Genomic DNA, 18,369 nt, shown 5'->3' on the forward strand with positions numbered 1-18,369 from the left:
CCGCCAGGCGTTGAGACGAAGCGAATTTGCGGAGCCCCTGCATGGTCAAGACGCCGAAGATGCGACACTCGAAAGGCCGCCGCGAGCCGGTGACCATCGATCTCGATCCGGGCGCCGTCTCACGCATCGTCGACGAGGATGCCGCCAAGAATACCGCCCAGACCGACGAGGCGAAGGCCGAGGAAGCGGCGAACGCCTCGCGGCCAGAGCCGCCGGACGAGCCGGTACATGCCGATCAGGCGGATCTCGAACCTTGGGAGCATGGCGATGCAGCCGCCGGGCAGCCTGGCACCGACGCGCCACCGCAAGCCGAGGCCAAATCCACTGAGCCGGAAATGCCTTATCCCGGTTCGGATATACCCCCCAACCGCGCCAACGCTTCCGACTACAATTTTGAGGATGCAACCGCCAAAACCGCGGAGACCAAGGCGGCTTCCGGTAAAACCGACGCAAGGAGCGAACCGATGGCCACGCAGCCGAAGCGGGGCGGCCTCAACGGCATCGCCGCCGGTATCATCGGTGGTGTCATCGCCCTGGTCGGCGCCGGTGGCCTGCAATTTGCCGGCCTGCTCGGTGCGCCGGGTGCCGCTCCCGGTGTCTCGCTCGACGGCGTCAATGGCGAGATCGCCTCGTTGAAAAGCGAAATCGCGGATATGAGGGAAGCCGGCGGCAGCGGCGGTGCATCGGCCAAGGTCGACGGCCTGTCGTCGGCGCTGGATCAGGTCAAGAGCGATGTCGCGGCGCTGAAATCAGCGGTCGAACAGGGTGGCGCGGGCGACAATGCCGGGCTTGCCGCGATGGGCGACAAAGTCAAGCAGATCGAAACCACGGTGGCCGCCCTCGGCAAGGCCGGCGGCGCGGCGCCTGTCGATCTCGGCCCGCTCAACGAAAAGCTGGCGGGTCTCGATGCGCTGGTGAAGTCGACGGGCGAGGCGGCGAAGGCACAGGAAGGCCGTCTCTCCGCGCTGGAGCAGTCGGTGTCGCAGCTTTCCGGCAAGGTCGATGCGCAGGCGTCGCAGCCAAAGATCGCACTCGCCATCGCTGCCTCGGCGCTGAAGGCGGCGCTCGATCGCGGCGCGCCGTTTTCGGCCGAACTCGATACGCTGGCCGCGATTTCGCCTGATGCGCCCGAACTCGCGACCTTGCGGCCCTATGCCGAAAAGGGCGTGCCGACCCGTACCGAGATCGCATCGCAGATGGATGCCGCCGCCAATGCCATGGTCGCCGCCGCGACGCCGGTCGATCAGAATGCCGGCTTCCTTCAGAACCTGATGTCGAGCGCTGAATCGCTGGTCAAGGTCCGGCCGATCGGTGCCGTCGAAGGCCCCGGCGCACCGGAAACCGTGGCGCGCATGGAGGTTGCGGTCACGCAGGGCGACTATGCCAAGGCACTCAGCGAATATGACACGCTGCCGGAAGCCGCGAAGGCCGCGGGCGCCGACTTTGCCGGCAAACTGAAGGCGCGCATCGAGGTCGAAACCCAGGTCGACGCGCTGATCTCCGGCGCGATGAAGGCATGAGGGCAACACGATGATCCGCCTGCTCGCCTTCCTCATCGTCGTCTTCGCGCTCGGGCTGGGCTTTGCCTGGCTGGCCGATCGGCCGGGCGACATGGTCGTCACCTTCAACGGCTATCAGTACCAGGTGAGCCTCATGGTGGCGGCGGTTGCCGTCGTCGCTGTCGTCGCCGCAGTGATGATTGTCTGGTGGCTCATCAAGTCGCTGTGGAACAGTCCCTACACCATCTCGCGCTATTTTCGCGTGCGCCGCCGCGACCGTGGCTATCAGGCGCTGTCGACCGGCATGATCGCCGCCGGCGCCGGCGACGGGGCGCTGGCCCGCAAGAAGACCAAGGAAGCGGCCAAGCTGATCCGCTCCGACCAGGAGCCGCTGATCCATCTGCTCGAGGCACAGGCATCGCTGCTCGAAGGCGACCATGAAGGCGCGCGCCAAAAATTCGAGAGCATGCTCGACGATCCCGAAATGCGGCTGCTTGGCCTGCGTGGGCTTTACCTGGAAGCCGAACGACTGGGCGACCGCAACGCCGCCCGGCACTATGCCGGCCGTGCCGCCGCAGTGGCGCCGCAACTGGCCTGGGCGGCCGAATCGACGCTGGAGGAACTGACCGCGCGCGGCGACTGGGATGGCGCGCTGAAACTGGTCGACGCGCAGAAGTCGACGCGGCAGATCGAGCGTGACGCCGCCAACCGCCGCCGCGCGGTGCTGTTGACCGCCAAGGCGCAGTCGCTTGCGGACAGCGATCCCGCGGCTGCCAGGACAGCGGCGATCGAGGCCAACAGATTGCAGCCGGATTTTGCCCCCGCCGCCGTTGCCGCCGCCGCGGCGCTGTTCAGGCAGAACGACGTGCGCAAGGGTTCGAAGATCCTCGAAGCGGCATGGAAGGCCGAGCCGCATCCCGAGATTGCCGAGCTCTACACCCATGCGAGGCCGGGTGACGCCGTGCTCGATCGGCTCAACCGGGCAAAGAAGCTGCAGGAGATGAAGAAGAACCACGCTGAATCGTCAATGACGGTGGCGCGTGCCGCGCTCGACGCGCAGGATTTTTCAACCGCCCGCCGCGAGGCAGAGGCCGCGATCCGGATGGACCGACGCGAGGGCGCCTATCTGCTGCTCGCCGACATCGAGGAGGCCGAGACCGGCGACCAGGGCAAGGTGCGGCAGCTGCTGTCCAAGGCGGTGCGAGCCCCGCGCGATCCGGCCTGGGTCGCCGACGGCGTCGTCTCCGAGCGCTGGGCGCCGGTCTCGCCGGTCACCGGCCGGCTCGACGCCTTCGAATGGCGCGCGCCGATGGAGCGGCTTGGCCAGCTGATCGACAGCCACGATGAGCCGGACGCCCCGGCAGTGGCCATCGAGGCGCCGGGCAGGCCGGAAAGGCCGGTCGAGGTGATCGATCACGCCGCACCGGGCGACGAGGCGACGGGCAAAGACGCCGAAAGCCGCGAGGATCATGTCACCCCGGTCACGGCCGCCGCCTTTGCCGCGGTGCCCGCCGACGCCGAGGCCGTCGAGCCGGCGGAAGAACTGGCGCGGCTGCCGGACGATCCAGGCGTCGATCCGGACGACGAGGCGGAAAAGTCGCCCCGCCGGTTCCGGCTGTTTTGATTTTGGGCAGGCCGTTGGGCGTTTGGGAATGAATTGATGTTCGAGCGCGTTCTGTCGTTTCTCAGGGATTTGCCGGCCGGCTCCGGGAGCCATGCCAGCACGGACGATCCGCGCGTCGCGGCCTCGGCGCTGCTCTATCACGTGATGAATGCCGACGGCGTGCGCCAGGATGTCGAATGGGAGCGGTTCAAGGCGGTGCTGGCGCAAAGCTATTCGATCAGCGGCGCCGAACTCGAAGCACTCGCCGCCGCCGGCGAGCGGGCCGACAACGAGGCAATCGACCTCTACGCCTTCACCAGCGTGCTCAAGCGCCACCTCGACGCGGAGGGGCGCAAGGCGTTCATCGGCCTGATGTGGGAGATCGTTTATGCCGATGGCGAGCTGCATGAGCTGGAGGACAACACGGTGTGGCGTGTCGCCGAGCTGATCGGCGTCGAACGCCACGACCGCGTCGAGGCGCGCCGCAAGGCGGCGGCGCACGCTCCGGGCGCCACTGGAACATCCTCGGACGAATAGGATTTTCGCCGTCCATGCCGCGCCAGACGAGGTCGAAACCAAAAGTCCTGATCGTGCTGCATCAGGAGAATTCGAGCCCCGGGCGCGTCGGCCACATGCTGCTCGAAGAGGGCTTCGATCTCGACATCCGCCGCCCGCCGCTCGGCGACGCCTTGCCGGAAACGCTGGATGGCCACGCCGGCACAGTCGTCTTCGGCGGTCCGATGAGCGCCAATGACGAGGACGAGTTCGTTCGTCGCGAGACCAACTGGCTGCAGATTCCACTCAGGGAGAACCGGCCACTGCTCGGCATCTGTCTTGGGGCGCAGATGCTGGCCAATCATCTCGGCGGCAAGGTCGAGGGCCATGGCGAAGGGCTGGTCGAGATCGGCTGGTATCCCCTGAAAGCGACCGAGGCCGGCAAGAAACTGATGCACTGGCCAGAGATGGTCTACCAGTTCCATCGTGAAGGCTTTTCGCTGCCGAGCGACGCGACGCTGCTGGCCACGAACGAGACCTATCCCAACCAGGCCTTCCGCTATGGCGATAATGCCTGGGGCATCCAGTTCCACGGCGAACTGACCCGAGTGATGATGCAGCGCTGGGTGGTGCGCGGCGCCCACCGCTTCGAGCTGCCCGGTGCGCAGCCCGGCCGCGACCATCTCGGCGGCCGGCTGATCTGGGACATGCATTTGAAGCGCTGGCTCGACGAGTTTTTGCGCACGATTTTTGGCGAGCCTGTGGCGCGGTAGTGCCGGGCCGGTGCTCTGAACCGCCGACGCCTAAAAACTAGTCCGAAAACGTTACGCTCACGCCGCGCTGCCGAAAATAAGCCTGCATCAACTTGCGGCCCGAGCGGTTGCTCTGCGCCAATTTGGCAGGATCGAACACCGCCTGTTTTATCCCCTCTCGCGCCAGCGCTGCCTTGAGCGTCGCGATATGGGCGTCGATGTCGGCATTGTCCGCCCTGAGCGACGCGTAGATATTTTCGGTCGCTTCGGCCACGGTCGGTTCGCTCACTTGTGTCGTCCTTTGGTTGGTTCGGCGGCGGCTTAGCATAGATTCGCTGCCCCGTCAGTTTCGTCCTTTGAGGTGCCTCACCTTGCGCAGCGCCGGGAACAGATAGGCCCACAGGCCGGCAACCGCGACGGCGCCGATGCCGCCGATGACCACCGCCGGAACCGTGCCGATCAGCGCCGCCATGGTGCCGGCGCGAAATTCGCCGACCTCGTTGGAGGTACCGACGAAGACCTGGTTGACGGCGTTGACGCGGCCGCGCACCTCGTCGGGCGTCCACAGCTGGATCAGCGTCTCCCTGATGTAGACACTGAACATGTCGGTGGCTCCGAGCAGGGCAAGTGCCACAATCGAGAGCCAGGTGAGCGTCGACAGGCCGAACAGCACGGTGCAGGCGCCGAACGCCGCCACGAAGCTCAGCATGATCTTGCCGGCACGGTCGCGGATCGGATGGCCCGCAAGCCAGACGGCGACGCAGATGGCGCCGATCCCAGGCGCCGAACGCAGCAGGCCGAGGCCCCAGGGGCCAAGTTGGAGGATGTCACGCGCATAGACCGGCAGCAGCGCCGAGGCGCCGGACAGAAGCACGGCGAAGAGGTCGAGCGAGATGGCGCCAAGCACGATCTTCTCGCTCCAGATGTAGCGGAAGCCGGCAAACAGCGTCTCCATTGTCGGCTTGTCGGTGGCGGTCTGTTGCGCGGGCTTGGGAATGGTGAAGATCAGCAACGCGGCGGCGAGCATCAGGACTGCGGCCGTCGCATAGGCCACTTCCGCCGACACGCCATAGAGCAAGCCGCCGGCGACCGGGCCGACAATCGTCGCGGTCTGCCAGGCGGAGGAGTTCCAGGCGATGGCATTGGCGAAATCGCGCTGCGGCACGAGATTGGCGAACAGGGAGGACGAAGCCGGCCCGTAGAAGGCGCGGGCAATGCCGAACATGACCAGCACGGCGAAGATCGGCAGCGGGGTTGTAAGGCCGCGCAGGGTCAGAAACAGCAGAGCCAGCGCGCAGGCGCCTTCGACCAAGGTCGCCAAGGTCATGATCAGCCGGCGGCCGAAACGGTCGGCGACGACACCTGTAACCAGCACCAGAAGCAGCGACGGCAGGAACTGGACGATGCCGACAATGCCAAGATCGAACGGATCGCGCGTCAGATCATAGACCTGCCAGCCGACGGCCACCGAAACGATCATGGTCGCGAAAGTGGTGAGAAAGCGCGCCGTCCAGTAGCTGAGGAAGGCTCTGTGCCGGAAGGCCGCGTAACGCCGCTCCGGCAAGGTTTGTTCTGGTATCATGGAGTGAGGCCCCGTTGCGGTGGGCATCGGCTCGCGGGGCACTTCCCGAATGGGCGCTGTTCGACCAATGGAACTTGGTAAAGTTCGGGGCGGATATGCTTTAAAATCAGGTCCGGATCAAGCGACTTTCGACCGCACCACCGATAGCACGCGGAAGTTACTGCCGCAGCGCAGCTGAAATCGCGTCCAGCCCGCCTTTCAACTCGGCCTCCCTCGGCCAGCCGAAGCCGACGCGGAAGAAGCGCTTTTCCATTTCGAACCAGTGGCCGGGCCCGACATAGGTGCCGTGATCTTCCAGCAGCCTGACATAGAAGCGATCGAGGTCGAAGCCGGGTTCGACATCGAGGCGCGGGAAACCGACGACACCGCCTTCGGGCCGCACCCAGTCGACCAGCGGCTCGCGGTCGATCCAGGCCTGGACGATGTCCCGGCGCCTGGCCATTTCGGGCAGCAGCTTTGCCAGGAAAGCGTCCCGGCCCTCCAGCACGCCGCGCGCTATGCCTTCGTCGATGACGCTGCCGCAGATGCCGATCTGCTCCTTGGCGGCCAGAAATGTCTCCTGAAGGGCCGCATCCCTGGTGATCAGCCAGCCGATGCGGATGCCGGGAATGCCGAAGGCTTTCGACAGCGACGAGACGCTGATGGCCTTTTTGCTCAGCGTGGCCGTGGAAGGCAGGCGCCTGCCATAGGAGAGATCGCGATAGGTTTCGTCGACCAGCAGATAGCAGCCGCTGGTCTCGGCGAGCGCGACCAGCGCGTCCAATTCGGCACGGCTCATCATGGTGCCGGTCGGATTGTGCGGGCAAGTAACGCTGATCAGCTTCGTGTTCGGCCGCATCGCGGCCCTGACGCGCTCGACGTCGATGGCGAAGCCTTCGTCGAAGGCGAGGTCGACAAAGCTGATGGCGCAGCCGATCGCCCGCGGCGTTTCGATGTTGGTGGCGTAGTTGGGCCTGATGACGACGAGGTGATCGCTGGCCGAGAGCAGCGAGGTGGAGATGATGAACAACGCGCCGGCCGCACCGGCCGTGACCAGCACGTCGTCGGGCGCGATGCCGGCATCCTGCGCGGCGATCAGCGCGCGCAATTCCCTGTCGCCGCGATGCTCGCCATAGAAGAGGGTCAGATCAGGCAGCGAGAGGCCAATGTCGGAGAGTTTCTGATCGGCGATCGAACTTTCGGAGAGGTTGTAACGGATGCGGTCGTAACCGTACTCCTCCGGCGCTTCTTTCTCGATCACCATCCTGGTGTAGTTCATGGCTTCCCCCAGATCGTCTTGTCCCAGGGTATCCAAGCCACAAAAGCACGAAGCCTGCCAAGGCGAATTCGCCGGCAGGCTTCTATTCCAGTCGTCCTAACAATTGGCTCAGCGTCCAAATCGCCTCAGGCCGAGACTTTGGCCTTCCGGCCCTTGCCTTTGACGGGGGCGACCACGGCGGCCTTGCGGCCGAGGCCGATCGACTTCGCCAGTTCGGAGCGCGAAGCCGCGTAGTTGGGGGCAACCATCGGATAGTCGGAAGGCAGGCCCCATTTGGCGCGATAGGCGTCCGGCGTCAGGCCGAAATGCACGCCGAGATGACGCTTCAGCGATTTGAATTTCTTGCCGTCCTCGAGGCAGATGATGAAATCCGGCGTCACCGACTTCTTCGGGTTGACGGCCGGGACCAGCGGTGCCGCCACCGGGGCGACCGGCTGGCCGAGCCCGCTGATCGAGGCGCTGACGCTGGCGATCAGCTCGGGAAGGCCGGACGCAGGCAGGCGATTCTTCTCGACATAGGCCGATACGATATGGGCCGTCAGCTCGAGAAGGTCGAGTGTCTTGCTGGCGTGGCTGTTTTCGTCGGTCAATCTATTTCCTCCATCCATGGCGCATAACCTCGAAAATGGGACCGTTTTCAAAAGGGATGATGCGCAAAATTAAAGTGGGTCGTCTTCGTGCGTCGCGCGCGACGCGATGTAGTGGGGCTGACTTCCTAGTCGGCAAATCTGCGCAATGCAATCTATCGCCGCGACATAACACGGCATTTTGAACAACTATACTAAGCTGTAACAATATCAGACGATCAGGGCCTTGTCGCGCCACAGACGAAATCCGCCTTCGAAGGCGCGTGTGTTGTCACCGCGCCTGGAGTCGGGGGGCAATTCGTCTAGCTTGTCGACATTGCCGCCGCCGATGACGACATAGTCTGGCTGCAGGGCGGCGCGCAGCCGGTTGACGACGTCGAAGACATGACCGCGCCACTTCTTCTTGCCGCGCTTTACGAGGCCACGTTCACCGACATAGTCCTCGAAACTCTGGCCTTTTCTGTAGGGAAGGTGGGCGAGTTCCATCGGCTGGCCGACATTGTCGAGGACCATCGCGGCACCGAGGCCGGTTCCGAGGCCGAGGAACAGCATGCGCCCGCCCTCATAGCTGCCGAGGGCCTGCATCAGCGCGTCATTGACCACCTTGACCGGCTTGCCGAACTCAGCGGTGAAATCGAAGCCGGCCCAGCCCTTGCCGAGATTCATGGGATCGAGCACCGGCTTGTTTTGACGCACGGGGCCCGGATAGCCCATCGAGATGACGTCGTAGGACAGGCCGTCGGCGAGCTTCTTCACCTTGTCGATCATCTGCCTTGGCGTCAGGTCAGGCCCGGAATCCGTCCGGCGCTCGGTGCCACCGTCGCTGGTCAGGATCTTGACGTGCGACCCGCCAATGTCGATCGAAAGGACTACCTGCCCGGTGTCCGACGCAGCCTTCTTAACCACCTTGGCCATCTCGTCCCCTCCACTCATGCGACCGGGTCGATCCAGCCATTGGGCGGCCCGAAGCCGGCCATGGCGTCCGCTGGCCCCCACGTCTTCGGCTCGTAAAGATGCGGCGGCGTGGTGTCGCCGAGCACCGGACCGACGATGCGCCAGGCGAGTTCGGCGGCGTCTTGGCGGGTGAAGAGCTGGCCGTTGCCGTTCATGGCGTCGCCGATCAGCCGTTCATAGGGCGGCATGTCGCCCTTCGAATCGTCGAGCGCGGTGAGTTCCACCTGCTCGCCAATCATGTCGTCGCCCGGCGCCTTGCGCTGGGCGCCGATGGCGATCATCACCTGCGGGTCGATGCGGAAGCGGACGTAATTCTGGTCGGCGGGCTTGATCGGGTCGAAGACGTCGAGCGGCGGCCGTTTCAGCCGCACCACCACCTCGGTGACATGCACCGGCATGTTCTTGCCGGCGCGGATGAAGAACGGCACGTCCTGCCAGCGCCAGGTGTCGACGAAGAAGCGCACCGCCGCGAAGGTCTCCACCGGCGAGTTCGGCGCCACGCCGGGCTCGGCGAGATAGCCGGTGAACTGGCCGCGCACGACATCGTCTTTCGTCAATGTCCGGATGGCGCGCAACACCTGCACCTTCTCGTCGATCAGGTCGTCGGCGGAGCGGCCGACCGGCGGCTCCATGGCCAGGAGCAGCAGGATGTTGAGCAGATGGTTCTCGATGACGTCGCGGATGGCGCCGACATCGTCATAGAACCGCCCGCGCCCCTCGACGCCGAAATCCTCGGCCATGGTGATCTGCACGCTCTCGACGTAATTGCGGTTCCAGATCGGCTCCAGCAGGGAGTTGGCGAAGCGGAAATAGAGCAGGTTCTGGATCGCCTCCTTGCCGAGATAATGGTCGATGCGGAAGATCGACTGCTCGTCGAACACCAGGTGCAGCACTCGGTTCAGCCAGCGCGCCGACTGGAGATCGTGGCCGAACGGCTTTTCGACCATCAGTCGCGCGCCATGCGCGGTGCCGGATTGCTCCAGCCCTTGCACGACGGTCTCGAACATGGACGGCGGCACCGCCATGTAATGCAGCGGCCGCTGGGCGTTGCCGAGTGCCGTCTTCAGCTTCTCGAAGGTCGTGGGATCGCGATAGTCGCCGCTGACATAGCGCAGCAGCGACGCGAACTTGGCGAAGACCTTCTCATCGACGGCGCCCAGGGCATGGACGATGCCGTCGCGGGCGCGGTCCTGCAACTGCTTCAAATCCCAGGCGTCGAAGGCGACGCCGATCACCGGTTCGGTGAGCGTGCCCTTGGCGACCATCTGGTAAAGCGCTGGAAATATCTTCTTGTGGGCGAGGTCGCCGGTCGCTCCGAAGAGCACCAGCGTATCGGACCGTTCCTGGCTCATGCGTGCGTCTCCCCTGTCGCCGTCACTTGCCGCCCTTCGGCTTTTCGATGTGCCCGCCAAAGGCATAGCGCATGGCGGACAACAGCTTGTCGGCGAATTCGGATTCGCCTTGCGAGGAGAAGCGGTCGAACAGGGCCGACGACAGCACCGGTGCCGGCACGCCGGTGTCGATCGCCGCCTTCAGCGTCCAGCGGCCCTCGCCGGAATCCGAGACCCGGCCGCCGAATTGCGCCAGACCCGGATCGCTCTTCAGCGCACCGGCGGTGAGATCGAGCAGCCAGGAGCCGATGACGCTGCCATGCCGCCACACCTCGGCCACCTGCGGAAGGTCGATGTCGAACTGGTAGTATTGCGGGTTTTCCAGCGGGCTTGTCTCGGCGTCCGCCGTCCGCTGCCGTTTGCCGGCATTGGCCGACTTCAGGATGTTCATGCCTTCGGCATAGGCGGCCATGACGCCGTATTCGATGCCGTTGTGCACCATCTTGACGAAATGGCCGGCGCCGCTCGGTCCGCAATGCAGGTAGCCATAGGGCGCGGTGCCGGCGGTCTTGTCCGGGGTGGGCGCTCCGGCATCAGCGCCAGGCGCCAGCGTGGCAAAGACCGAATCGAGGTGCTGCACGGCCACGTCGGGACCGCCGATCATCAGGCAGTAGCCGCGCTCCAGCCCCCAGACGCCGCCACTGGTGCCGACATCGACAAGATGCATGCCCTTGGTGGCCAGTTTCGCGGCCTGGTCGACGGCGTCGTGATAGTAGGAATTGCCGCCGTCGATGACGATGTCGCCGGGCTCCATCAGCGCCGCGACCTGATCGATGATCCTGCCGGTGATCGCCGCCGGCAGCATCAGCCAGACACAGCGCGGCTTGGCCAGCTTGCCGACGAATTCCTCCAGGGATGCCGCCCCCAAGGCGCCGTCGCTCACAAGCGCCGCGACGCTGGCCGGGTTGATGTCATAGACGACGCATTCGTGGCCGTCGCGCATCAGCCGCCGCACCATGTTGGCGCCCATCCGGCCCAGTCCCATCATTCCGATCTGCATGGTTTCGTCCCTGTTTCCTAGAGATTTTCTGGGGTTGTCGAGGAAGGATCTACTGGCTGTCCTGCGCGCCTGACATGATGGAGAAGTCGACATTCTCCCAATCGCCGGTTCCGGGCCAGAAAAAAGTGAAGATCAGCGTGCTTCCGTTGGGGAGGCTGGCCGTGGGCAGATCGACAAGATGAAGGCCGAAAGCGTTTTCCGCTGTCCGGCTGTCGTGGGCGGTTGCCCAATTGTCCGTGCTCCAGTGGATGGTGGCCGCCGTCAGCAGCTCGACGCGCAATGTCTTGCCCTCGGGCAGTGCGCGGATCTTGTTGTTGAAGCGCCATGCCCTGAACGACGATACGGTCTTGTCCTGGATATAGCGCTTCACGCCTTGCGGCGGCATGTCGAAGACGGCGCCGTCGCGTAGCGAGCGCAGCAGCTTGATGTGTTCGGAATGCGCCCAGACCAGTGGCATGGCGCTGCCCGATGGCTTGCCATGCAGCAGCTCGCGCTCGGGAATATCGGCGCCGTCCCACACCTGTTCGGGCAGCAGGCCGCCAGGCCCGGCCGACCGTTCCAGCGCATCGAGCAAGCTGGCCGCCTTGTCCTTGCGCCCGGCGGCCAGCTCGTAATGCGCCCTTTCGCCGGCCAGCAGGGGCCAGGGCCGGCCCTGGCCGGTGCCGTCGAAGGGCGTGCCATCCTCATGCTCGCCATAGCCGTCGCTGTTATAGCGGTACCAGAGCGGCCCTTGCGGCAGTTCGCAGCGCAGCTGCGCGTCGATAACCTTGACGGTATCGACGATGCGCGGATCGTCGGCGGCTCTCAGGCCAAAGCGCACCAGGGCCAGCGCGTCCGGGCTGACGATTTCCTCGGCCGGCCGGTCGGTGTCGCCGGGTGGCCGGTTCTTGATCGGCACATAGCCGTCCTTCGGCGAGCCGGCATCGGGGTCGTCTGGCGGCGCAATGCGGACGTAATAGCCGCCGACACCGACGGTCTTGCAGATGGCGGTGCCGGTGACATAGGTCCAGCGTTCGACCTGGTCGTTCCAGCAGTCGGCGGTTTCGCGCAGGTAGGCCGCCTCCGCCGCTTTGCCGCAGGCATCGAGCAGGTCGGCGCCGGCAAGCAGTGCCGCGATCTCGACGGCCAGCGTGAACGGGCTGTAGCCGGCGTCTTCTTCCCAGCGGTCCTCGCCGGTGACCGGACCATTGCGCACGACATAGGAGGCGGCGCGCTCGATCATCGGCAGGAAGGCCTTCAGCCTGGCACGCGGCAAGTGGCCAGCGCGATGCAGGGCATCCGCCAGCAGCAAGGGAAAGGCGCATTCGTCCATCTGGATGCCGGGCCAATAGGCCGTGCCGTCGAGCCAGGCGTTCTGCGGCCAATGGCCGTCCGGCTGCTGGACGGAGCGGAGATATTCCAGGATCCGCAGTGCCGAGGCGGCATCGCCGGCGGCGAGAAAGCCGCCCGCCGTTTCGACCAGGTCGCGCGGCCAGACCAGATGGTAGCCGCCGAGATCATCGTCGCCTTTGTTGAATCCCCATGGGATCGACAGGCTGGCCACCGCAGCGCCGGGCGTTGCCGACGACCGGTGGGTTGCCAGCACCGCGGTGGAGACGCGGTAGCTGTTCACTCCGGGGACCGCGTGGCGGTCCAGTGGCAGCAGCCCCGCCTGCCATTCGCGCCATTGTTCGACGTAGGATTTCGCCGCCGGTTCAAAACCCCGCTTCAGGCTGGCGAAGGCGTTTTCGGCGGCTTCGTCCGGTGTCGTCCCAAAACCCAGCGCCAGCATGGTTTTTGTGTTGGCGGCGGTGAAGCCGATCTCGCCGGTCAGCGCGACATTGCCGTCCTCGGCACGCCGGCAAGCCGTATCGAGCTTGCCGGCGCTGTTGAGTTGCTGCCAGCCGTCGGAGAAGCCGACATAGCCGGCCGAGCAATCCCGCCAGGGCAGGGACGAGGCCAGCGCCAGGCAGGTGCCGCGCCCCGAGGCAAACAGGACAGGCTTTCCCTGGTACTCGCCGACCCAGGCGGTGTTGCTCATGCCGGCATTGACCAGATGCGGCGCCAGAAGCGCGTAGACGCGGTAGTCGGCCGCGGAGCCCTTGAGCGGGCTGAAGGTGATTTCCTGCAGCAAGGTCGAGCGCGCCGGATCGGCCTGAATACGCTTCTCGATCCGGTAGGCGCCGTCGTCGGCTGTATTGACCAGCCTGTAGGCGGGCACGCCGTCCTCGAACGGCTCTATGCCGTGCGAGGCATCGCGCTTCTCCTCGGAGAAATAGCCATCCATGCCGGTGACGATCAGGCCGAGGTCGCGCGTGCAGGCGCTGTCGACGCGCGGATAGTACACCTCGTTCAGGATGCCGTGGCTGGTGGTGAACCAGACGCGGCTGGACGGCGAAAGCGCCGAGCCGACTCCGCTCTTGGCGCTAGAGGTCCAGCGCGCGGGAATTCCCGGTGCGCCCGGCGGCACAGTCGGCGTCACTGCCATGCTTGTTCGCTCTCCTGGCCCGCATGCCTAGCCATCAAACGAAGCCATTTCAATCAGCGCACCGCAAGTTGATCGCCGGCGCACATCGGATTGCAGTTGACAGCCCGCCGGCCTTCTGCACTTTTGTCTGACAATAGATAAAAAACAGGATCTCAATCGCGAAATTCGTCGACAATCAAACTGATCAGCAACTCTCGGGAGGAGTATCACATGAAGAAACTATTGGTTCTCAGCACGCTTGCGGCGGTGCTCGCGGCCGGTACGGCTTTTGCCGACACCAGCGGCAAGAAGATCGCGTTCTCCAACAATTATGCCGGCAATTCGTGGCGGCAGGCGATGCTCGACAGCTATGGCATCGTCACCAAGAAGGCCGTCGACGACAAGATCGTCGGCTCGGCTGATGTCTTCACCACTGCCGACAAGGAGGTGCCGACCCAGGCCGCCCAGGTGCAGAACCTGATCCTGCAGGGCTATGACGCCATCGTCATCAACGCCGCCTCGCCGGATGCGCTCAACGGCGCCATCAAGCAGGCCTGCGATGCCGGCATCACCGTCGTCTCCTTCGACGGCACCGTCACCGAGCCCTGCGCCTACCGCGTCGTCGTCGACTTCAAGGAGATGGGCAAGCAGGAAGTCGAGCAGATGGCCAAGTTCCAGCCCAAGGGCGGCAATCTGCTTGAAATCCGGGGGCTTGCCGGCACCTCGATCGACGATGCCATCCACGCAGGCATCCTCGAAGGCGTGGCCGCGCATCCCGAATTCAAGATCGTCGGTTCTGTCACCGGCGACTGGGACCAGACCACGGCTCAGAAAGCGGTGGCGACCATCCTGCCGTCGCTGCCCGACGTCGTCGGCATCGTCGACCAGGGCGGTGACGGCTATGGCGCCGCGCAAGCCTTCGCCGCCGCCGGCAAGCCGCGCCCGACCATCATCATGGGCAACCGGCAAGATGAATTGAAGTGGTGGAAGGAACAGAAGGACAAGGACGGCTACCAGACCTGGTCGGCTTCGATCGCGCCGGGCGTATCGACGCTCGCCTTCTGGGTGGCGCAGCAGGTGCTCGATGGCCGCAAGGACATTCCGCACGATCTGCTGGTGCCGTATCTGGCCTTCACCCAGGACGATTTCGAGGCGGCCCTGCCCAAGATCAAGGAGGGCGGCGTCGCCACCCACGAATACACGCAGGAAGATGCCATCGCGGCAATCAAAGCCAATATCAAGTGAAAGTCGCAGACGCGTTGCCGCGGGCATCACCGAGCGGATATCGTTGAGCATGGCTGCAGGCGACACGGACATCATCAGACTGGGCGGCGCCGAAAACCAATTCGGCGCCGCCAGTGTTGATATCGTAAGACTTGACGGTGCCGAAAAGCATTTCGGCGCCGTCAGGGCGCTGGGCGGGGTGGATTTCCATGTCGGGCCCGGCGAATGCGTCGGCCTCGTCGGCCATAACGGCGCCGGCAAGTCGACGCTGATGCACATGGTGGCCGGGACCTCGACGCCCGACAGCGGCACGATCACCGTGCATGGCGGCATCGAGGACAACTACTCGGTGTCGCGGGCGCAGCAGCGCGGCATACGCTGCGTGTTCCAGGAACTGTCGCTGTGCCCCAATCTCAGCGTCGCCGAAAACACGCGTATCAACCATGCTTCGCTCACCGGCTTCGGCTGGCGGCGCAAGGCGGCAGAGCTGATCGCCGCCAAGCTGGACGAAATCTTTCCGGACCATGGCATCTCGGCCTGGGACATTGTCGGCGACCTGTCGATCGGCCGGCGCCAGATGGTCGAGGTGGCGCGTGCCTTCACCGTGACGCAGGACCGGCTCGACCTGGTCATCCTCGACGAACCGACCTCGTCGCTCGACGCGCACACATCAGGCCAGTTGCTGGCCTTCGTGCGCCGCTTCGTCGCTGGTGGCAAAAGCTGCATCCTGATCTCGCACGTGCTGGGCGAGGTGCTGCGGAACGCCGACCGGATCGTGGTGATGCGCGACGGCAAGGTGGTGGCGTCGGACGCGGCTGGTGCCTTTGATCGCGACCGGCTGGTAGCCGTGATGGGCGGAGCCGAGGCGCGTGCGAAGACCGCCGCGCAGGCCGCCGCCGCCAAGACAGGCGCCAATCCGCTGCGCGTGCGGGCGCGGCCGGCCGGACAGGCGGATGACAAGGACCTCGTCGCGCGCGCGGGCGAGATCATCGGCCTTGCCGGCCTGGCCGGTCACGGACAGACCGACTTGCTGCTGCGCATCTTTGATGCCGCCGCACGCGCCAAGACCGGCATCGAGGTGACGGCGCCGGTGGCCCTGGTGGCAGGCGACCGCCAGTCCGATGGCATTTTCCCGCAATGGTCGATTGCCGAAAACATCGGCATCCGCTCGCTGGCGCGCTTGCGCAACGGGCTGTTGATTTCACCCCAGCGTGAGGCCGAATTGGCCGCGTTCTGGCAGAAGAAGATCGGCATCCGCACGCCTGACATGAACAACAATATTTTCTCGCTGTCGGGCGGCAACCAGCAGAAAGCGCTGTTCGCCAGGGCGCTCGGCTCCGATGCCCAGATCGTGCTGATGGACGACCCGATGCGCGGCGTCGACATCGGTACCAAGCTGGAGGTCTACGATCTCGTGCGCGAGGAGGCGGGCCGCGGACGCACCTTCCTCTGGTACACGACCGAAACCGAAGAGCTCGACAATTGCGACCACATCTATGTCTTCAAGAACGGCCGCATCGTCGCCAATCTGACGCGCGACGAGCTGACCGAAGAGAAGATCATCCAGTCCTCCTTCGGCGATGCGGCCTGAGATGACGGCGACGCCAATCGACAATGGCTTCAAGGGATCGGCGGCACGCAATGCGGCGCCGCGGGCGCGGCTGTTGCGCGGCCTGCTGCCCGCGCTATCGCTGGCGCTGGTGTTGCTCGCGATCGCCTGGCTCAATCCGCGCGCCATCAGCTATTTCGGCTTCAGCCTGATGTTGAATCTGGCGATTCCGATCGCGCTGGCGACGATCGCGCAGATGTTCGTCATCGCCGGCAACGAGCTTGATCTCTCGATCGGCACCTTTGTCGGTTTTGTCGGTTGCGTCACCGCGACCTGGCTGAAGGATGCGCCGCTCGTTGGAGTCCTTATTCTCGCCGGATCGATCGGCATCTATGCGCTGCTCGGCGCGCTGATCCATCTGCGCAACCTGCCCTCCATCGTGGTGACGCTCGGCATGAGCTTCGTCTGGCAGGGCCTCGCCATTCTCGTCCTGCCAAAACCGGGCGGCAAGGCGCCGGACTGGCTGCTGGCGATCATGTCGTTCAAGCCGCCTTTCATTCCGTTTCCGATCATCGCCGCGCTGCTGATCGCGGCGGTCGTGCATTTCGGCCTGATGCGTACCTCCTATGGGGTGATCCTGCGCGGCTCGGGCGGCAATCCGGCGGCGCTCAAGCGCGCCGGCTGGTCGCTGCTCAAGACCAAGATCGTGCTGTTTGCGCTGGCCGGCCTGTTCGGCGTGCTGTCGGGCATGGCGCTGATCGGCATCACCACCTCGGCTGACGCCAATATCGGCAATGGTTACACGCTGCTGGCCATCGCCGGCGTCATCCTCGGCGGCGGCGAGTTCGTCGGCGGCCGGGTCTCGCCGATCGGCGCCGTCATCGGCGCGCTGACGCTGGCGCTGGCCGCCTCGCCGCTGCTCACCTTCATGCACATTCCGCCCGACTGGCAGGTGGCCGCCAACGGCGCCATCCTGATCATCGTGCTTGCGGCGCGGGTGCTGATCAGCCGCAAGGAGAGGTGAGCGATGGCTTCGCTGAAAACCCTGCTCACAAAACCCTGGATCTGGTCGTTTGTCGGTGCGCTGCTGGTGTGGCTGGCGACGATCGCCTTCACCGGGGGCTATGGCGGCGGCGGCATGGTCACGGCGGCATTGTCGCTTGCCGTGTTCACCGTCATCGTCGGTGTCGGCCAGATGTTCGTCATCACGCTCGGACCCGGCAATGTCGACCTGTCGCTGCCGGCCAATATCGGCCTCGCCAGCGCGGTCGCCATGAAGGTGATGGGCGGCAGCGATGCCATGATCCTGGTCGGATTGCTGGCGGCGCTCGCCTGTGGCGCCGCGATCGGGACCATCAACTATCTCTTGATCTGGGCGCTGCGCATTCCGCCGATCATCGCCACGCTGTCGGCGAGCTTCATCATCCAGTCGGTCGACATCAGCTATGGGCGCGGACTGCAGATCAAGCCGCCGCCTGGCTTCGCCGATTTCACCAACTGGCAGGTGCTGGGCGTGCCCGTGCTGGCGATCCTCACTGTGCTGTTCACCATCGGTGCGGCCATCGCCTTGCAGCGCATGATCTATGGCCGCTCGGTGCTGGCGATCGGCCAGAACATCCGCGCCGCCTGGCTCGCCGGCGTCAATGTCGGGCGGATCCGTTTTCTCACCTATACGCTGTCGGGCGCGCTCGGCGGCATCGATGGCGCGCTGCTCGCCGGTTATTTCCGCGGCGCCAATGTCGACATCGGCAACGAATACCTGCTCGCTTCGATCGCCGTGGTCGTCATCGGCGGCACGTCGGTGGCGGGCGGCAAGGCGAATGTGCCGGGCGTCTGGGGCGCGGCGCTGTTCCTGGTGCTGCTGCTCACCATGCTCAACACATTCGGCGTCAGCGCCGGGGTGCGTCTCCTGCTGACCGGGCTTATCATCGTAGGGGTGATTACGGCTGCGGGCGGCGAGAAGGCGGTGCGCTGACCGCAACGTCTCCGGCGCGACCGCAGCCTATCCGCCAACCATTGGACCAGCCGG

The 18,369-nt window shown here is 65.1% G+C and carries 16 protein-coding genes; 8 read left to right on the forward strand and 8 right to left on the reverse strand.

The genetic code is table 11. From position 1 onward, the window contains the following. Positions 1 to 41 precede the first annotated feature (41 nt). Genes LB555_RS10425 through LB555_RS10440 form a run of 4 tightly spaced genes read left to right on the forward strand, consistent with a single transcriptional unit; the run spans position 42 to position 4,370 of the window. Positions 42 to 1,520 (forward strand): COG4223 family protein, encoded by a 1,479-nt coding sequence (locus tag LB555_RS10425; RefSeq protein ID WP_224682834.1) that lies wholly within the window; start codon positions 42 to 44, stop codon positions 1,518 to 1,520. Positions 1,521 to 1,530: 10 nt separating this feature from the next. After that, complete coding sequence (locus tag LB555_RS10430) at positions 1,531 to 3,123, forward strand: heme biosynthesis protein HemY (protein ID WP_140660480.1); 1,593 nt, start codon at positions 1,531 to 1,533, stop codon at positions 3,121 to 3,123. 36 nt (positions 3,124 to 3,159) lie between these two features. Further along, positions 3,160 to 3,639, forward strand: a complete 480-nt coding sequence (locus LB555_RS10435; RefSeq protein WP_015315071.1) for a TerB family tellurite resistance protein — start codon at positions 3,160 to 3,162, stop codon at positions 3,637 to 3,639. Positions 3,640 to 3,653: 14 nt separating this feature from the next. After that, positions 3,654 to 4,370 (forward strand): glutamine amidotransferase, encoded by a 717-nt coding sequence (locus tag LB555_RS10440; RefSeq protein WP_015315072.1) that lies wholly within the window; start codon positions 3,654 to 3,656, stop codon positions 4,368 to 4,370. 37 nt (positions 4,371 to 4,407) lie between these two features. Here LB555_RS10440 and LB555_RS10445 read toward each other — a convergent pair whose 3' ends face one another. The 8 genes from LB555_RS10445 to LB555_RS10480 form a co-directional block, all read right to left on the reverse strand. Then, positions 4,408 to 4,677: a hypothetical protein gene (locus LB555_RS10445; protein WP_051041236.1), complete on the reverse strand. Its 270-nt coding sequence runs from the start codon at positions 4,675 to 4,677 to the stop codon at positions 4,408 to 4,410. A 15-nt stretch (positions 4,678 to 4,692) separates the two neighbouring features. Further along, on the reverse strand, positions 4,693 to 5,931 hold the full coding sequence (locus LB555_RS10450; protein ID WP_224682835.1) for an MFS transporter: 1,239 nt from the start codon (positions 5,929 to 5,931) through the stop codon (positions 4,693 to 4,695). Positions 5,932 to 6,088: 157 nt separating this feature from the next. After that, positions 6,089 to 7,189, reverse strand: coding sequence for an aminotransferase class I/II-fold pyridoxal phosphate-dependent enzyme (locus LB555_RS10455; protein ID WP_140822771.1), 1,101 nt, complete (start codon positions 7,187 to 7,189; stop codon positions 6,089 to 6,091). A 125-nt stretch (positions 7,190 to 7,314) separates the two neighbouring features. Next, complete coding sequence (locus LB555_RS10460; protein WP_210243700.1) at positions 7,315 to 7,797, reverse strand: MucR family transcriptional regulator; 483 nt, start codon at positions 7,795 to 7,797, stop codon at positions 7,315 to 7,317. 189 nt (positions 7,798 to 7,986) lie between these two features. Beyond that, the gene (locus LB555_RS10465; protein ID WP_015315077.1) at positions 7,987 to 8,691 is read right to left on the reverse strand and encodes an ROK family protein; all 705 of its coding nucleotides are present in this window, start codon (positions 8,689 to 8,691) and stop codon (positions 7,987 to 7,989) included. A gap of 14 nt (positions 8,692 to 8,705) precedes the next feature. Beyond that, positions 8,706 to 10,082 carry a glucose-6-phosphate dehydrogenase gene (gene zwf, locus LB555_RS10470; RefSeq protein ID WP_224682836.1) on the reverse strand — a complete coding sequence of 459 codons (1,377 nt, stop codon included), beginning with the start codon at positions 10,080 to 10,082 and terminating at the stop codon, positions 8,706 to 8,708. Between the two features lie 22 nt (positions 10,083 to 10,104). Next, entirely contained in the window at positions 10,105 to 11,121 is a 1,017-nt protein-coding gene (gene gnd / locus LB555_RS10475; protein WP_140618400.1) for a phosphogluconate dehydrogenase (NAD(+)-dependent, decarboxylating), read from the reverse strand. 49 nt (positions 11,122 to 11,170) lie between these two features. Beyond that, positions 11,171 to 13,588: a glucan 1,4-alpha-glucosidase gene (locus LB555_RS10480; protein WP_224682837.1), complete on the reverse strand. Its 2,418-nt coding sequence runs from the start codon at positions 13,586 to 13,588 to the stop codon at positions 11,171 to 11,173. Between the two features lie 210 nt (positions 13,589 to 13,798). Between LB555_RS10480 and LB555_RS10485 the strand changes: the two genes are divergently transcribed. From LB555_RS10485 to LB555_RS10500, 4 genes are read left to right on the forward strand one after another with little or no spacing between them, the layout of a single operon-like run. Next, the gene (locus tag LB555_RS10485) at positions 13,799 to 14,812 is read left to right on the forward strand and encodes an ABC transporter substrate-binding protein (protein WP_224682838.1); all 1,014 of its coding nucleotides are present in this window, start codon (positions 13,799 to 13,801) and stop codon (positions 14,810 to 14,812) included. 49 nt (positions 14,813 to 14,861) lie between these two features. Continuing rightward, on the forward strand, positions 14,862 to 16,382 hold the full coding sequence (locus LB555_RS10490; RefSeq protein WP_224682839.1) for a sugar ABC transporter ATP-binding protein: 1,521 nt from the start codon (positions 14,862 to 14,864) through the stop codon (positions 16,380 to 16,382). A gap of 1 nt (position 16,383) precedes the next feature. After that, positions 16,384 to 17,364 (forward strand): ABC transporter permease, encoded by a 981-nt coding sequence (locus LB555_RS10495; RefSeq protein ID WP_224682840.1) that lies wholly within the window; start codon positions 16,384 to 16,386, stop codon positions 17,362 to 17,364. A gap of 3 nt (positions 17,365 to 17,367) precedes the next feature. Then, positions 17,368 to 18,315 (forward strand): ABC transporter permease, encoded by a 948-nt coding sequence (locus tag LB555_RS10500; RefSeq protein ID WP_015315084.1) that lies wholly within the window; start codon positions 17,368 to 17,370, stop codon positions 18,313 to 18,315. Positions 18,316 to 18,369 lie beyond the last annotated feature (54 nt).

It is taken from the genome of Mesorhizobium sp. BR-1-1-10 (assembly GCF_020165595.1).
GTDB classification, from domain to species: domain Bacteria; phylum Pseudomonadota; class Alphaproteobacteria; order Rhizobiales; family Rhizobiaceae; genus Mesorhizobium; species Mesorhizobium australicum.

Excerpts from the sequence above, each read along its gene's own strand:
- LB555_RS10440 (WP_015315072.1), top strand. The coding sequence starts at position 3,654 with ATGCCGCGCCAGACGAGGTCGAAACCAAAAGTCCTGATCGTGCTGCAT.
- LB555_RS10425 (WP_224682834.1), top strand. The coding sequence starts at position 42 with ATGGTCAAGACGCCGAAGATGCGACACTCGAAAGGCCGCCGCGAGCCG.
- gnd (WP_140618400.1), bottom strand. The coding sequence starts at position 11,121 with ATGCAGATCGGAATGATGGGACTGGGCCGGATGGGCGCCAACATGGTG.
- LB555_RS10460 (WP_210243700.1), bottom strand. The coding sequence starts at position 7,797 with ATGGATGGAGGAAATAGATTGACCGACGAAAACAGCCACGCCAGCAAG.
- LB555_RS10500 (WP_015315084.1), top strand. The coding sequence starts at position 17,368 with ATGGCTTCGCTGAAAACCCTGCTCACAAAACCCTGGATCTGGTCGTTT.
- LB555_RS10480 (WP_224682837.1), bottom strand. The coding sequence starts at position 13,588 with ATGGCAGTGACGCCGACTGTGCCGCCGGGCGCACCGGGAATTCCCGCG.
- zwf (WP_224682836.1), bottom strand. The coding sequence starts at position 10,082 with ATGAGCCAGGAACGGTCCGATACGCTGGTGCTCTTCGGAGCGACCGGC.
- LB555_RS10485 (WP_224682838.1), top strand. The coding sequence starts at position 13,799 with ATGAAGAAACTATTGGTTCTCAGCACGCTTGCGGCGGTGCTCGCGGCC.
- LB555_RS10490 (WP_224682839.1), top strand. The coding sequence starts at position 14,862 with ATGGCTGCAGGCGACACGGACATCATCAGACTGGGCGGCGCCGAAAAC.
- LB555_RS10445 (WP_051041236.1), bottom strand. The coding sequence starts at position 4,677 with ATGCTAAGCCGCCGCCGAACCAACCAAAGGACGACACAAGTGAGCGAA.
- LB555_RS10455 (WP_140822771.1), bottom strand. The coding sequence starts at position 7,189 with ATGAACTACACCAGGATGGTGATCGAGAAAGAAGCGCCGGAGGAGTAC.
- LB555_RS10435 (WP_015315071.1), top strand. The coding sequence starts at position 3,160 with ATGTTCGAGCGCGTTCTGTCGTTTCTCAGGGATTTGCCGGCCGGCTCC.
- LB555_RS10495 (WP_224682840.1), top strand. The coding sequence starts at position 16,384 with ATGACGGCGACGCCAATCGACAATGGCTTCAAGGGATCGGCGGCACGC.
- LB555_RS10465 (WP_015315077.1), bottom strand. The coding sequence starts at position 8,691 with ATGGCCAAGGTGGTTAAGAAGGCTGCGTCGGACACCGGGCAGGTAGTC.
- LB555_RS10450 (WP_224682835.1), bottom strand. The coding sequence starts at position 5,931 with ATGATACCAGAACAAACCTTGCCGGAGCGGCGTTACGCGGCCTTCCGG.
- LB555_RS10430 (WP_140660480.1), top strand. The coding sequence starts at position 1,531 with ATGATCCGCCTGCTCGCCTTCCTCATCGTCGTCTTCGCGCTCGGGCTG.